Genomic DNA, 14,470 nt, shown 5'->3' with positions numbered 1-14,470 from the left:
TGGCAACAGAGACCTGAAGGAGCCGCTGCCGCGGCATGGCAGCGGAAACGGAGACCTGCTGTGAGAGAAGCGAGCACGGAACTGCTGGTTGAGCTTGAGGCCAACAGCAACGTGACTGACCTGCTGCTGGAGCAGCACGCCGCCAACCCGGCCCACGCCCTGTACCGGCGGAAGGGCCCCAACGGCTGGGTGGATATCCCCGCGCAAAAATTCCTCCAGGACGTCAGCGCCCTGGCCAAGGGGCTCATCGCCGGGGGCCTGGAGCCCGGCGACACGGTGGCCGTGATGTCGCCCACCTCGTACGAATGGACCCTGGTGGACTTCGCCATCTGGTTCGCCGGCGGTGTGACGGTGCCCATCTACGAAACGTCCTCGGCCAGCCAGGTGGAGTGGATCATCCAGGACGCAGGGGTCCGCCGCGTCTTCGCCGGTGACCGGGCCACGGTGCAGCTGGTCAGCGGAGTGGTGGCCGGTTGCGCCGAGCTCAGCGACCGCCTGGTCAACGTGGTGCGGATGGATTACGACGGCGAGGCCCCGGACCTTGCCAGCCTCGCCGCTGCGGGCACCGGAGTCAGTGATGCTGAACTGGAGCGGCACCGCAGCCGCGCGGGGTTGGCCGACCTCGCCTCCCTGGTGTACACATCGGGCACCACGGGCAAGCCCAAAGGGTGCGAGATCACGCACGGGAATTTTGCCCTGGTGGCCAAGAACATCGTTGCGTTCCTGCCCGAGATCCTGCAGGAGGACCAGGCCCGCACCCTGATGTTCCTGCCGCTGGCCCACGTGCTGGCCCGCGCCGTCCAGGTGGTGTGCCTTGCCGCAGGGGCAACGCTGGGGCATACCCCCGGGGCCGCCCAGCTCCTCGAAGACCTCGGCACGTTCCGCCCCACCTTCCTGTTGGTGGTGCCGCGCATCTTCGAAAAGGTCAGGGCCACGGCCGCCCACAAGGCCGCTGTGGCAGGCAAGGGCAGGCTCTTCGACGCCGCAGCGGCTGCCGCCATCGAGTACTCACGCGAACAGGACCGGCACAGCCGCGGCGAGGGGCCTGGTCCGGGCCGGTTGAGCCGGATCAGGCACGGGATCTATGACCGGCTGGTCTACCCGCGGCTGCGCCAGGCGATGGGTGGCGAGGTGGGATACACCGTGTCCGGGGCCAGTCCCCTGGCTTCCGAGGATGCCCATTTCTTCCGTGGCGTAGGCATTCCCGTCCTGGAGGGGTATGGGCTGACCGAGACCACGGCGCCATGCACCGCGAATACGCCTTCCCGCACCAAAGTGGGAACGGTGGGCATTCCCATCCCGGGCACCACCATCCGGGTGGCCGAAGACGGCGAAATCCTGGTCAAGGGAATCGGTGTTTTCCGGGGCTACCATTCCAATCCGGAGGCTAACGCCGAGGCGTTCGTGGACGGATTCTTCCGTACCGGAGACCTCGGTGAACTCGACAAGGACGGTTTCCTTACCGTCACGGGACGCAAAAAGGACCTCCTGGTCACGGCCGGCGGCAAGAACGTGGCGCCCGGGCCGCTGGAGGAGAAGATCCGCAGCCACCAACTGGTGGCCCACGCCGTGGTGGTGGGCGACGGCAAACCGTTCGTGTCAGCCCTGCTGACCCTGGACCCGGAGGGCGTTGCCAACTGGCGGTCCGAAAGGGGCCTTCCTCCCCTCCCCTCAGCGAAGCCGCGAACGATCCCGCCGTCCTGGCTGCGGTGCAGGAGGCAGTGGACCTGGCCAACCGGATGGTGTCCAAAGCCGAATCGGTGCGCACGTTCAGGCTTCTGGACGCCGAGTTCAGCGTCGAGTCCGGGCACCTCACACCGTCCCTGAAGCTGAAGCGTTCCGCAGTGGTCCAGGAGTTTCAGGCGGAGATTGCCGGAATCTACGGCTGATCCGCCGTGGCCGGCCCCGTCTTTTCCCGGTCCGCCTCGTCCTGATCCGCCCTGGCCGGCTTTGCCTGCTGCGCAATACCGCGGCGGCGTCGAGTGGGCCAGGTGAGGACCATCGTCACAATGGATGCCAGGAGCACCAGGCCCGCGATGGCGATGCCGGCGTCGATCCAGAACTGGCTGGGGAACAGCCGGATCAGGGTGTCATCCAGGCTGAAGGTCCAGGACCCGGCGGCGAAGAAGACCCGGTGGAATTCGGTGAAGAACTGCTGCCAGCCCAGGGCCGCCAGCGTGCCGAGGCCCAGGATCAGTGCCAGCGTGATGATGGAACCGGCGAAGAGGCCGCGCCGGATCCCGCCGGTGCTGCGTTTGCGCAGGTACAGGATGGCGGTCAGCGCCAGGAGGAGCAGCAGTGCACCGGCACCAAAGGTGGACAGGATGACAACCTTGACGTCGGCCATGTGGCTGACTTCGCCGTCCTTGAAGAGCTTTTCGCCGCCGCGGTGCACCAGATCGCCCAGGTACCTGGGGCCCGCCCAGTTGCTCAGGTAGTCCACCGCATAGGAGCCGTACGTCATTCTGTCGTCGGTATTGAAGCCGTACCCGTCACCGGGGAACCCGGGACGGTTGTACTCCACCCAGAGAAAAAGCGGGCTGGTCACCGCCCGGACGGCCAGGATCAGCAGGATTACCGGGTAGATGATGGCCAGCAAAACCTGCATGACACGCGGTGCCACGGGTTTGGCGTTCGCGGCGCTTTCGCGCTGGGCGTTGCGGCGCTCCACTTCCTCCTCGGGGGGACGGACGTGCAGTGCTGACGTGGGAAGGGGTTCCTTGAAGACCGGCGAACCGGTGCCGGGCCCGGCCGCGGCGGAGCCCGCAGTGGAAGTGTGCTCCGCGGGCATGCGGGAGGCGGCAGCTGCGGCGGCTGGGGCTCCGGCGGTGGAGGAGCCGTTGGCGGAGGATCCGACGGCGGCTTCCGCGGCCTTGCGGTCGGCCCGGCTTCCTGGCTGGGCGGCCTTGCTTCCTGCCGTTGCCTGGTTCCGGCCAGCGTGTCCGCCGGGCTCGTCGGGGCCGGTCCTATTGATGCCGGGCTTGTCGCCGGCTGGCTTTTCTCCGCCTGGCTTGCCAGCGGCAGGTTTGTCCCCGGCCGGTTCGTTCCCGGCCGGTTTGTCCCCGGCAGCGGGCGTCAGCCAGGAAAATGCGGGCTCGTCGGAGTCCCCGGACGTGTCCAGGAACGGCTCCGGCTGCGGCGTGGCGCTTTTGGCGCGGGCCGGTGTCTCGTCATTCACAGCAGCGTCACTTCCGTTGGGTTCCGCACCGGTCCCAGTCAGCCGGTGCGATTCATTCTGCAGTCGAGCCTACCGTCCGGAAGTTCCGCCGGGCGAGGAACCACCCCGGCAGGATTACAACGATTCAGGCAGCGATTTCCGTGTAGCCGGCATCCTCGCGGCGGAGGTCGCCGCGCTCCCCTGCAAGGCAGGCGCGCCTGCCCCACACCAGGACGTAGACCCAATACGCGCTGAGAACCGCCGCCCCGATTCCGATCCTGGCCCAGGCCGGCAGCGGACTGGGGGTGACGAACCCTTCCACCAGGCCTGAGACGAACAGCACCACCACGAGCCCCAGGGCCACCGTAATCAGTGACCTGCCCTCTTCCGCGACGGCGCGGCCCCTGGTCCGTGGTCCGGGTGCGACCATTGCCCAGAAGACCCGAAGGCCCGCTGCGGAGGCAACGAAGACGGCGGTGAGCTCCATGAGCCCGTGCGGCAGGATGTAGCTGAAGAAGACGTCGGACTTGCCGGCAGACGCGAAGATGCCCGCTGCAATGCCCACTCCCTGGGCATTGCTGAACAGGATCATTGGCACCCACACACCGGTGATCCCCAGGGCCACGGCCTGTGCGCTGATCCAGGCATTGTTGGTCCAGACGGCACCGGCAAAGGACGCTGCCGGGTTCTCCGAGTAGTACTTGACGAAGTCCTCGTTCACGTACTGGGCGGCAGCGGCTTCCGAGGCCACGGCCCGGAGGGCTTCGGGGGACGTCCCGATCCAGATGGCGTACGCGGCAGCGATGAGAACGAAAGCGGTGCCGCAGGCCAGGGTCAGCCAGGTCAGCCGGTACAGGGCCGCCGGCAGGGCCACGACGAAGAACCGTGCAAGGTCAGCCAAGGCATTCGAGCGGGCGCCGGTGAAGCGGGTCCGTGCCTGGGCCAGCGTGGCCGAGAGGGACGCGGAGAGTCCGCTTTCCGGCGCCATGGAACGGACCAGCGACAGGTGGCCGGACGTGGACTGGTACAGCGCCAGCAATTCGTCGGCTTCGGCTCCGGTGAGCCTGCCCTTGCCGGCAAGCTTACGCAGGCGCGCCCACTTGTCCGCATTGACGGCGGCGAAGGCATCCATGTCCACGGCTACAGCCTAGCGCCCGGCATTAGAATTTGACCGTCTGCACCATGTGATCGTTCGAACCACCAGATGCGAAGGGCAGGGATGCAGTGTGAGCCCGATAATCACCGGCGAGGCAGTGGTGCTGGAGCTCCGGCCGGCGAGCTTCGCCGCCCGGGCCCTGGGCCTGTTTATCGACGCAATCGTCCACGTAGTCCTGCTGGTGCTGGTCATGATTGGCCTGTCGGCCGCAGGCGCGGACCTCGACGGGGCAGCCGCGCGGGCCCTGGGCCTGGCCGCCGTCGTGTTCTGCCTGGTGGTGGTGCCCGTGGCCGTCGAGACCCTGAGCCGGGGCCGGTCGCTGGGGAAGCTGGCCACGGGCCTGCGGGTGGTCCGTGAGGACGGCGGCGCCATCCGGTTCCGGCATGCGGTGATCCGCGGCCTGACCGGGTTCCTTGAGATCTATCTGACGTTCGGCGGCCTTGCCCTCGCCGTGGCGCTCTTCAACGACAAGTCCAGGCGGCTCGGCGATTTGCTCGCAGGCACCTATGCTGTCCGCAGCCGGGTACCTGCGGACCAGGCCCTCCGGGTCTTTGTTCCACCCCATCTGCAGTCGTGGGCTGCAGCGGCGGATATTGGCCATATTCCGGATGCCACAGCCCGCAGGGCCGCCCAGTTTATCCGCCAGGCCGGCCGGATGGCACCGCTGTCCGGGGCGGGCATGGCGCAGGCCATCGCCGCTGAACTGTCCGCACACGTGGCTCCGCCCCCGCCTCCGGGCACGGGCGCCGATGACTATCTGGCCGCCGTCGTGGCTGAACGGCGGCAGAGGGAGTTCACCAGGCTGTCGCTGTCACACCGGCGGAACACGGAGATCGGGGAACGGCTGCAGCGTCTGCCGTTCTCCACCTGACCTAGTTGTCGTATTCGCTCCACGGGATATTCCAGTCGCCGAACCCGTCGGTATTTGCCGCGTAGTCACCCTCGGTGTTGATGATCTGGACCACGTCGCCGGTTCCCATGTTGTCGAACACCCACGCCGCCCCGTCGGGCAGGAAGCCGATGCACCCGTGGGACACGTTGGCGTTCCCGATGTATGGAAAGGCCGATTCAAGGGCCTGGTGGATGTAGGCGCCGCTCAGGGTGAGACGGATGGTGTATTCGACGTCGGCCTCACCGTAGTAGGCAGGATCGTCGGGCTTCAGCCCGATGCTTGCCGCCCTGAAGTGGTCAAAGCGGTTCTTCTCCATAAGCACTGCGTATCCCTTTGCCGAGGGGAAGCGCTTATCCCCCATGCTGACGGGCAGGGTCTTGACGGGCTGGTCGTTGACGCTGAGCGTGAAGGTATGCGCGGTGGCATCGGCAACGGCCACCTTCTTGTCTCCGATCGAGACATTCACCTTTTTGTTGAAGTTCGCGATTTGGCCGTTGCCCAGGTCAACCCCGAAGAGCTGCATGTCCATGGTGACGGTGGAGTTCGCTGCCCAGAAGTTCTCCGGGCGGTACCGGACCATGGTGTCGCTGTACCAATGGAATGCTCCGGCCTGTCCCGCCGTCGTGGTGATCTTGATGGCCTTTTCCACGGCGGCGCGGTTGGTCACGGGTTCGCTGAAGATGATCTGCAGGGGCTGCCCCACGCCCACCTTCATGCCGTTCAGCGGGTAGACGGCGGCGTCGGCCTCGTGGGAGCTTGTCACCGTGTTGAAGGACTGCGTGGTGCTGGTCTCGCGTCCGGCGGCGTCCTTGACCACGTAGGTGTAGCTGTACTCGGTGTTGAATTCCAGGGGCCCGGTGGCGGACCACGCCGTCCCACTGGCATCGATGCTGCCATCAATGGTCTTCCCCGCCGTACTGGCGAGCGTGACGCGCTGGATGGTCCCGTTGCCCACTTTCAGGGACACCGGGGCCGCAGGGTTCACCTGCTTTGCACCGTTGGCCGGCGCCGCGTCGAAAGTCACGGGCGGAACAACGGGGGAAGCGATGCCCGGCGATGTCCGCAGTGCGGAGCCTGCTTCGGATTCAAGCGGGCCGCCGGCAAGGCCGGGGCGACGGCGGCGAAAACCCCGCCCAGGGCAGCCAGGACACACACGGCTGCCACGGCAAGGATTTTCTTGGCAGTCCCCCGCCGGCGGGGCTTTACATCAGGCTCCATGTTTCGATCCTAGGTGCAGAAAATAACGGCCCGGGCGCTCGATGGCGCCCGGGCCCTTACGTCTCAGTAACGATAGTGCTCGGGCTTGTACGGACCGGCGACGTCGATGTCCAGGTATTCCGCCTGGTCCTTGGTCAGTTCCGTAAGTTCAACGCCCAGGGCGTCCAGGTGCAGCCGGGCCACCTTTTCGTCCAGGACCTTGGGCAGCACGTAGACCTTGTTCTCATACTCGTGCTGGTCCCGCTTGGTCCACAGCTCGATCTGCGCAATGGTTTGGTTTGCGAACGAGTTGCTCATCACGAAAGACGGATGGCCGGTTGCGTTGCCAAGGTTGAGCAGGCGGCCCTCGGACAGGACGATAATGGAGCGCTCCGCCGCCGTGCCTTCCTCAAAGACCCATTCGTGGACCTGGGGCTTGATTTCGACCTTTTTGACGCCGGGGATGCGGGCCAGGCCGGCGATGTCGATTTCGTTGTCGAAGTGGCCGATGTTGCCCACAATGGCCTTGTTCTTCATGCCGGTCATGTGCTCGGCCATGATGACGTCTTTGTTGCCCGTGGTGGTAATGAAGATGTCGCCCTGGGCCAGGACGGATTCCAGCTTGGCCACCTGGTAGCCGTCCATGGCCGCCTGCAGCGCGCAGATGGGGTCGATCTCGGTGACAATGACGCGTGAACCCTGGCCGCGCAGCGCCTCGGCCGCGCCCTTGCCCACGTCGCCGTAACCGCAGACGACAGCGACCTTTCCGCCCATGAGCACATCCGTGGCCCGGTTGATGCCGTCGGGCAGCGAGTGGCGGATGCCGTACTTGTTGTCGAACTTGCTCTTGGTGACGGAGTCGTTGACGTTGATGGCCGGGAAGAGCAGCTTGCCCTGGTCAGCCAGTTGGTAGAGGCGGTGGACACCGGTAGTGGTCTCCTCGCTGACGCCCCTGATCGTGGCTGCCGTTCGGGTCCACTTCTGCGGGTCCGCGGCAAGCGAGCGGCGCAGCACGTCCAGGAAGATGCCGTATTCCTCGGAATCCTCGGCATCGGCGGACGGCACGTTGCCGATGGCCTCGAACTCGACACCCTTGTGGACCAGCATGGTGGCGTCGCCGCCGTCGTCCAGGATCATGTTCGGACCCAGCTCGGGGTTGGAGTCGGCGCCGGGCCAGGTGAGGATCTGCTCGGCGGTCCACCAGTATTCCTCAAGGGTCTCGCCCTTCCAGGCGAACACGGGTATTCCCTTGGGGTCCTCAACGGTACCCTTGCCCACCACCACGGCCGCGGCGGCCTCGTCCTGGGTGGAGAAGATGTTGCAGGAGGCCCAGCGGACCTCGGCGCCCAGCGCGGTAAGGGTCTCGATCAGCACCGCGGTCTGCACCGTCATGTGCAGGGAACCGGCGATCCGGGCACCCTTGAGCGGCTGGGCGGGGCCGAACTCCTCGCGGAGGGACATCAGGCCGGGCATTTCGTGCTCCGCCAGGCGGATCTGGTGGCGGCCGGCTTCCGCCAGGGAGATGTCGGCAACTTTGTAGTCAAAAGTCATGGGTGGTCCTTTGCTTGGTCCGGGTCCTGGTCCAGTCCCCGTTCTGCTGTTTCTGTGCGGGCGGATACAGGTGAACTAGAGCCCTGCCGCGGCGTGATCGTGCTGGTCCGAACCTGCCGATGCTGCTGCAGCCAGCAGTTCCGGAGGCAGCAGCAGCGGGATCCCGTCTTCGATGGCGTACCGGTTCCTGATCCCCGTATCCCCGGCGGCAGTGGCCACCAGTTCCTCGCCCTCCTGGACCAGCGGCGAGCCGGTCACGGGGCAACGCAGGACGGACAACAGCTCGGGACTGATCTTAGGCATTTGTTCATGCTCCCTGGCGGGCGCGCTCGCGCCGGTAGCGGAAAGATGTGCAGCTTCCAGCGTACCGCCAGATGGAGGTCAGGAAGGTTCCCGGAGGACCCGCAGGTGCCCCCGGCGTACCCCTTCGGCGCCCGCAGGAGCTTCAAGGGCGGAATGGTGGCCGCGCTGGGCGCTTGGCTGGGCTTCCGGGGGAGGGCAGCGGCGTCCCGTACGGCGTTGGCGAGCGCCAAAAGGTCATCCGGCCCTGGCTGCTGGGGGGTCGACGGCATGGCCAGGCGCAGCACTTCCCAGCCGCGGGGAACGGTCAACGAGTCAGCGTGTTGCTCGCAGAGGTCGTAGCAGTGCGGCTCCGCATACGTGGCCAGCGGACCCAGGACTGCGGTGGAGTCTGCATACACGTACGTCAGGGTGGCTACCGCCGACTGGCGGCAGGCTGACCTTGAACACTGACGGATAGCTCCCACGACATCACAGACTACCCCTTGGCTGCGCAAAAACCGCGCATTGGCGCACGGGCCGACGCGTCTCCGCAGCCACAGGGATGTATCGCGTAAATCCTCCCCCGGGTTTAGAGTCGATGTATGCAGTCATCGAACCATGAATCAGGCTTTTCGGTCCGGTTGGCTGACCCGGATGCCAGCACGGCAACGGGCGTGGAGACTGCCGGCAGGAGCTTCTTCAGGCGGCGCCGGAACCGCCACGGGCGTGGCCTTCGCGGTGAGGTGATGCTGCCCACGCACCCCGGATACCGGACGCGTGCCGACCGCTTTGACGACATGGTGCTGGATTCAGCCCAGCGGCTGCACGATATTTGGGGCAAAACACTGGACGGCGTGCGCTTTGGTGTGGACGAGATCCCGCCGGACCTTGAGCAGCTGGCCGCCCATGCCGTCACGCCGCCGATGGGTTCCTACACACCCGCTTCCGGTGATGACGGGCCCATGATTACGGTGTATCGGCGGGTTGTGGAGCAGGCCTGCTCCAGCGTGGATGAGCTCCAGGACCTGGTCCACGATGTGGTGGTGGAACACACGGCCGAGATGCTCGGCGTGGCTCCGGAGACCTTGGATCCCGTGTACCGCCGCCGCTATTGATAACGGCAGCCGGGAACCTTTAGTAGCCCAGCGTGACCGGGACTGTTTCCCGCCCGGCCGCAGCAGCCAGGAAAGCCAGGGAGGAAACATCGTTCCGGCCGTCCTGTCCCACGAGCACCGCTCCATAGGCTGCGCCGCCTGACGCGGACACGACATAGCCCACGACGTCGGCCCCGTCGGCCTGTGCCGGAATGCTGATGGAGGCGGTTGTCCCCCGGCAATGTCCGCCGTGGCCGCCGGCCGCACCTTTCCATCAGCCGTGATGGGTGCGTAAGTGATGGTGGCCCGGGCGTCCAGGGCGCCGAAAACCAGCTGGCGAAGTCCTCCCTTGGGAACGGGAACCACGTGCTGGCTGCCGAGCCGCACGGCGGACGCCGCCCATGCCACGTCCAGGGGCTGCCCCGCCTGGAGGCCGCGGCCCATGCGTGCTGCCGCAACGAAGGACACGTCGGATGAGGCCGCGACGGTGTACTGGCCGGCAGGAACCCCGGCCAGGGATACTTCCGTGGTTGACCCGGCTTTCGCGGTGATAACACCGCCGGAGGGAAGCGCATGTTGGCCGTCCCGACCGTACAGCTTGATCTCCACCACGGCGTCGGAAGCGCCGGGCACGGTCAGCTCCAGGGCGGGGCCCGCGTCCCGGTACCCCGGCTGCCCGGTCAGTGCAGCGACACCGGCCGGATCCTGGATGTCCACCCCCGTCATTACCTGGCGGACTGCGGGCGCAGCCCCCGGGCTAATGAAATCCACGCCGCCCGGGGCAAGGCCGCGCAGGACACTTTGCTGGATTGACGCGGCAACCGGGCCACCGGCGCTGCGGACATGCACGCTGAGCTGGGACTCGTTGGGCGCCAGCCCTGCGAGGACTACGCTGCGCGTGGTGCCGGGGGCAACCAGCAGTCCGCGGCTGCCCGGAGCCTGGATCTGACCGCCCGCCCCGAACAGCTCCAGGCTCACAGTGGCAGGAGTGCTGGAGGCGTTGGTCAGCGCCAGCACGGAGGTGCGGCCAAGCGTGGTGGCGGCACCTGCAAGCCACTGGTCGTTGGAGGGTTGCGCGCACGTCGCCGCGGCACTGCCCTGGAGGTCGCCGTCGCTGGCGGTGTACTTCATGGCACCCGCAGCCGATGCGTTCTGGTTTGCCAGGGCGTTGGCACTGAGGACATTGACCTGGTCCACCGCGCGGTCGGCAACTACTCCGGCAAGGAGCTCCTGGGGAGTGCCGGCAGTGGGCGCCGCGCCGGGGTCCTTGGCGATTTCGACGGCGGCCGTTCCGTCCAGTCCTGACAGCCGGCTCCCCGGCAGCACGCCGCCCGCGCCAAGCACAGCGGCGCTGACCCTGGTTGCGGCCGTGGCTGACTCGGGCCGGAACTGGGCGTCAGTGCCCGCGTCGGTGCCTTCCAGCAGCCGCGCAGGCCCGGGGCAGACTCCGACGCTGGCTCCTGCGGGAACAGCGGCTTCCGCGGCCGGCACAGTCCGGCTGGTTTCCGGATGCGGCGTCAATGACCCCGCGGCCACCACGGCACCGGTGCCGGCAAGGATGAGGACGCCTGCCGCCACTCCGGCCGCGGATGCTGCGCGGCCCTTGGCGCCGGGCAGCCGGGTAGCGCCGCGGCCGGATGCCTTCCTGCCTGTCCCGGTCCCGGTCCGCTCCGGGGCCGGCTTTTCGCCTGCGGCCGGCTGCTTGGTTGCGGGCTGCGTTCCGGCATCGGACTGCGCCGTGGCCGGTGGGGTGTGGTCATGCATGTTGGTGTTCCTTACGCAAGGAGCCCTCGTCACGGGAGAGGCCGGTCCGCGGCCGTCGGGCCGGCATGGGGATGGCAAGGATGACTGTCAGTCCGATCACCGTGATCTGGGCGGCGGCAGTCCAGAAGGACCACGGGTTTTCGTACCGGACGGTAAGCCGGCCTCCCGATGCCGGAAGGGTAAACGCCTGGGACCAGCCTGAGGTGGTGGAGGTCAGCTTCCGCCCATCGAGCCAGGCAGTCCACCCGGGATCAGCGCGTTCGGCAAGCACCACCAAACGGCCTTCGGCACCTGCCGGGACTGCGGCGTCGACCTCATCAGTTCCGGATGCCACCAGCGCCGTGGCCGCGCCGCGGGGATCGACAATGCGGACACGGTGGGCAACATCGGCGGCCTGGATGACCGGCTGGTTCAGCGGGCTGATGCGCCACAGCCAGCCAACGTCGGTCTGTCCCACGGCCACCAGGCCGGGAACTGCATCCATCCGGCTGGCGGTCAGCTGGGCTGCGGTGTCCGCGGAGCGGAGCACCACGAATCCGACACCGAGTTGTTCCAGGTCCGTCCGCGGGTCCACGCCCTGCCCGGCAACCAGGGTGGCTGCAACGCGTCGAAGAGCAGCGGTGACGTCGTCGTCGCCACGTACCTCTTCCGCGCCGGGAGCGCCAATGATGTTCCGTGCGGAGGCGATGGCAGACAAGCTGTCCAGGGTGGTGCCGCTCCCGCGCATCAGGGATGCATTGAAGGTACCGTCGTCGCCGGTACGGAGCAGGAGGGTTCGTGTCTGCTCGGGTCCGATCCCCCTGTCAATGGCGGTGGCGGGAAGGGACCGTCCGGCAGTGGCTTCCACCAGCCGCGGCGCGCCCAGGGCTCCCCCGGCCCCGGGAGGGGCTGGGCTGGTGGCATCTCCCAGCGTGGCCACTGAAGGCGCGGCCGTTGCTCCGGCCGGGCGCAGCAGGTTTTGCGCGGACCAGGCGGCCATTCCGGCCAACGGTCCTGCCAGCAGTACCACCAGGCCCAGTGCCAGGCCGGCGCGTGTCGCAGTCCGGGTCTTGGCCCCGGTACCGGAAGCCCGTGCCGCAGCGGACAGCAACTGCTCGGCTCCGAGGAGGGCTGCCGCGAGGAGGGCAAAGGACGCGGCAGACACTGCCGGTCCGGTGAAGGGCGTTACTAGGACGTCCTCGTTCAGGCCCGTGGCAACGTGGCTGGCCAGCCATCCACTGGCAAGGAAGATCACCGCGGCAACCCAGAACCATCTGGCAGTCCCGGCACGCCGCCCGGGGCCCAGGAGACCCACTACGGCAAGGACCAGCACGGGCACGGCGACCAGCAGTGCCAGCAGCAGGGCCCACGGCATCGGTCCGCCCGCGAAGGCCGCCAGCCCCTGTATGCCGCCAGCAGGGTCGAATGACAGGGGCTGGCCCAGGATCTGCTGCCAGAGTGGGGCAGCGTCGAATCCCAGCGGGAGTCCGGGGTCGGCCAGGAGTGCCCTCGGCCGGTCAAGCGTCGACAACGCGAAGGGGACAAACAAGGCCGCACTGGGCAACAGCGCCCACCACACTGTCCGCCCGCGCCGTCCCAGCAGGACCCCGCAGAGCACGATGACCGCGGCCGCAGGGACAAGCAAAGAGGGCGCCGACGCCGTTGTGACCGCCAGCGCAAGGCCGGCAGCTGCGGCGGCCGTCCATGAGGGCACCCCGTTGATGCCCGCCTTGGCCGGCGGCAGTTCGGCCGGCCGGTCGTCAAGGGCTGACGCGGGGTTGAAACGGCCGTGGCCTACCGCCGAGCCGGTAGCGCGCAGCAGGCCCAGGACCACCAGCGGCAGCATGATGTGCGCGATCAACGCACCGGCGCGGCCCTGGTTCAGTGCCACCAGGAGTGCTGGAGCAGCAGCCCAAAAGATGGCCGCCACGAACCTGAGCCGGCGGCGCACTGTGACCCCGCCCGCGGCGAACCACGCGGTGAGTCCGGACAGCGGGGCCCCGAGCAGGAGCAGCCACGCCATGGCGGGGTTGGCGTCACCTCCGCCGAGGACGCCGATGATCCAGAGCACGTAGTCAAAGGGATCGCCGTGCCCCGGGAGTCCCGCCCCCAGGCTGATCCACCAGCTCGAGGCATGGTGCCAGATATCGCCCAATTGGGCGGAGACAGGAATCAGGGCGCCCCCGGTTACGGCCCCCGCGCGGAACAGCCCCGCCAGGGCCAGGAGCGAGGCGACCGCCGCAATAATGACGGCAGCCAGGGCGCCGTTACCCACCCATCCGCGTTTGCTGGTGGCCAGGGCGGCGAAATCGTCCGCGGCATCGCCGGTTGGCTGGTGCGCGAGCGGATCCTGCACGAGGTGGTCTGCGCCCGACCCGTCGGATCCCAGGGCCTCCATCAACGACCTGCGGTGGCTCCACACCTCGCGTCGGGGCGTTTGGAGCTTGCGGATCACGGACCGGCGGATGCGCCGTGTGCGTTTGGCTGTCCGCCGGGCCCTCGCCACGGCCCCGGGCCGGCCAAGGGCAGCGCAAGTGGCAAGGAGTTGGGAAATGCCGTGGCCGGGATCCTTGACCACAACGCTCAGGACAAGTTTGAAGAGGCTGCCCAGCAGTGCACCGATGCCGTGGAGGGGCACCATCCAGAGCGGGCTGTGCTTCAGGCGCAGGTGGACCTGCGCTTTCCGGGCTGCGGACGGGTTTCCAAGGGCGTGCGGGCGGTGCGCCACATGGAACATGCGGGCTGCGGGGACCACCACGACGCGGTGGCCTGCCAGCCGGTTACGCCAGCAGAAGTCGACGTCATCGCCGCTGCCGGGCAGGGCGGGATCGAAACCGCCCAGGTGTTCCCAGATGTCCCGCCGGACAAGCATGCCTGCGGAGTTGACGGCGAAGGTATCAGTGCGGCCGTCGTACTGGCCCTGGTCCATTTCGTCAGCGTCGATCAGGGTAAGCCGCTCCGCCCACCGGCTGGTGGACAAACCCACATCCATCAACTTCCGCGGCGAATGCCAGTCCAGCTGTTTGCAGCCGGCAACAGTCACTGAAGGCGCACGCTCCACGGCGCCCAGGAGTTCAGCCAAGGCCTCTGGGGCGGGCGCGGCGTCGTCGTGCAACAGCCAGACCCACTCCGTACCCGGACCGTCGACAGTTGCCTCGAAGGGCGCCAGCGCGCCAAGCGCGGCGGAGACGGCGGCGCCCATACCGCCCTTGCCCCGGGGGTGGCTGACAGTGGCGGCCTCCCCCAAGGCTTCCTGAAGGAGGCTGTGCGAGTCGTCGCGGGATCCGGTGTCCACGCCAATGGCGCGGTCCACGGGCCTGGTCTGGGCCGCCAGGGCCGAAAGGGTTCTGGGCAGATAGGCACTGCCGTTGTGGGCGACCACAACGGCAGTGACATGG

Annotated in this window: 10 protein-coding genes and 2 pseudogenes; 3 read left to right on the top strand and 9 right to left on the bottom strand. The window is 67.7% G+C overall.

The genetic code is table 11. The annotated features are described in order from the left end of the window. Positions 1-60 precede the first annotated feature (60 nt). A pseudogene (locus OUO20_RS03000) lies at positions 61-1,889 on the top strand (AMP-dependent synthetase/ligase). Here the strand turns inward: OUO20_RS03000 and OUO20_RS02995 are convergent. Both OUO20_RS02995 and OUO20_RS02990 read right to left on the bottom strand, forming a co-directional pair. Then, positions 1,880-3,178 (bottom strand): TIGR01906 family membrane protein, encoded by a 1,299-nt coding sequence (locus tag OUO20_RS02995; RefSeq protein WP_268002819.1) that lies wholly within the window; start codon positions 3,176-3,178, stop codon positions 1,880-1,882. The pseudogene OUO20_RS03000 and the gene OUO20_RS02995 sit on opposite strands and share 10 nt — an antisense overlap. 124 nt (positions 3,179-3,302) lie before the next feature. After that, positions 3,303-4,295 carry a stage II sporulation protein M gene (locus tag OUO20_RS02990; RefSeq protein ID WP_268002818.1) on the bottom strand — a complete coding sequence of 331 codons (993 nt, stop codon included), beginning with the start codon at positions 4,293-4,295 and terminating at the stop codon, positions 3,303-3,305. 88 nt (positions 4,296-4,383) lie between these two features. Between OUO20_RS02990 and OUO20_RS02985 the strand changes: the two genes are divergently transcribed. Next, the gene (locus tag OUO20_RS02985) at positions 4,384-5,184 is read left to right on the top strand and encodes an RDD family protein (protein ID WP_268002817.1); all 801 of its coding nucleotides are present in this window, start codon (positions 4,384-4,386) and stop codon (positions 5,182-5,184) included. A gap of 1 nt (position 5,185) precedes the next feature. On the opposite strand, the gene OUO20_RS02980 is transcribed toward OUO20_RS02985, so the two are convergent. From OUO20_RS02980 to OUO20_RS02960, 5 genes are all read right to left on the bottom strand, one after another. After that, entirely contained in the window at positions 5,186-6,229 is a 1,044-nt protein-coding gene (locus tag OUO20_RS02980; RefSeq protein WP_268002816.1) for a L,D-transpeptidase, read from the bottom strand. After that, the gene (locus OUO20_RS02975) at positions 6,226-6,423 is read right to left on the bottom strand and encodes a hypothetical protein (RefSeq protein WP_268002815.1); all 198 of its coding nucleotides are present in this window, start codon (positions 6,421-6,423) and stop codon (positions 6,226-6,228) included. Before OUO20_RS02975 ends, OUO20_RS02980 begins: the two co-directional genes overlap by 4 nt. Before the next feature lie 63 nt (positions 6,424-6,486). After that, positions 6,487-7,953 (bottom strand): adenosylhomocysteinase, encoded by a 1,467-nt coding sequence (gene ahcY, locus OUO20_RS02970; protein ID WP_268002814.1) that lies wholly within the window; start codon positions 7,951-7,953, stop codon positions 6,487-6,489. A 75-nt stretch (positions 7,954-8,028) separates the two neighbouring features. Then, positions 8,029-8,256 (bottom strand): Trm112 family protein, encoded by a 228-nt coding sequence (locus OUO20_RS02965; protein WP_018770151.1) that lies wholly within the window; start codon positions 8,254-8,256, stop codon positions 8,029-8,031. Continuing rightward, complete coding sequence (locus tag OUO20_RS02960; RefSeq protein ID WP_442781126.1) at positions 8,208-8,654, bottom strand: DUF3499 domain-containing protein; 447 nt, start codon at positions 8,652-8,654, stop codon at positions 8,208-8,210. The genes OUO20_RS02965 and OUO20_RS02960 overlap by 49 nt, the downstream gene beginning before the upstream one ends. Positions 8,655-8,837: 183 nt before the next feature. On the opposite strand from OUO20_RS02960, the gene OUO20_RS02955 reads away from it, so the two are divergent. Continuing rightward, on the top strand, positions 8,838-9,350 hold the full coding sequence (locus OUO20_RS02955; RefSeq protein WP_268002813.1) for a metallopeptidase family protein: 513 nt from the start codon (positions 8,838-8,840) through the stop codon (positions 9,348-9,350). 19 nt (positions 9,351-9,369) lie between these two features. Here OUO20_RS02955 and OUO20_RS02950 read toward each other — a convergent pair. Beyond that, positions 9,370-11,093 (bottom strand): annotated as a pseudogene (locus OUO20_RS02950) (DUF5719 family protein). Beyond that, positions 11,086-14,454 (bottom strand): glycosyltransferase family 2 protein, encoded by a 3,369-nt coding sequence (locus OUO20_RS02945; RefSeq protein WP_268002812.1) that lies wholly within the window; start codon positions 14,452-14,454, stop codon positions 11,086-11,088. The pseudogene OUO20_RS02950 and the gene OUO20_RS02945 overlap by 8 nt, the downstream one beginning before the upstream one ends. Between the last annotated feature and the right edge of the window lie 16 nt (positions 14,455-14,470).

The sequence above is a fragment of the Arthrobacter sp. FX8 genome, from assembly GCF_026723805.1.
Taxonomy (GTDB): domain Bacteria; phylum Actinomycetota; class Actinomycetes; order Actinomycetales; family Micrococcaceae; genus Arthrobacter.
This window is presented reverse-complemented; position numbering and strand designations above follow the sequence as displayed.

What these genes read in the sequence shown, in the direction of transcription:
- ahcY (WP_268002814.1), bottom strand. Translation starts at nt 7,953, where the DNA reads ATGACTTTTGACTACAAAGTTGCCGACATCTCCCTGGCGGAAGCCGGC.
- OUO20_RS02955 (WP_268002813.1), top strand. Translation starts at nt 8,838, where the DNA reads ATGCAGTCATCGAACCATGAATCAGGCTTTTCGGTCCGGTTGGCTGAC.
- OUO20_RS02965 (WP_018770151.1), bottom strand. Translation starts at nt 8,256, where the DNA reads ATGCCTAAGATCAGTCCCGAGCTGTTGTCCGTCCTGCGTTGCCCCGTG.
- OUO20_RS02975 (WP_268002815.1), bottom strand. Translation starts at nt 6,423, where the DNA reads ATGGAGCCTGATGTAAAGCCCCGCCGGCGGGGGACTGCCAAGAAAATC.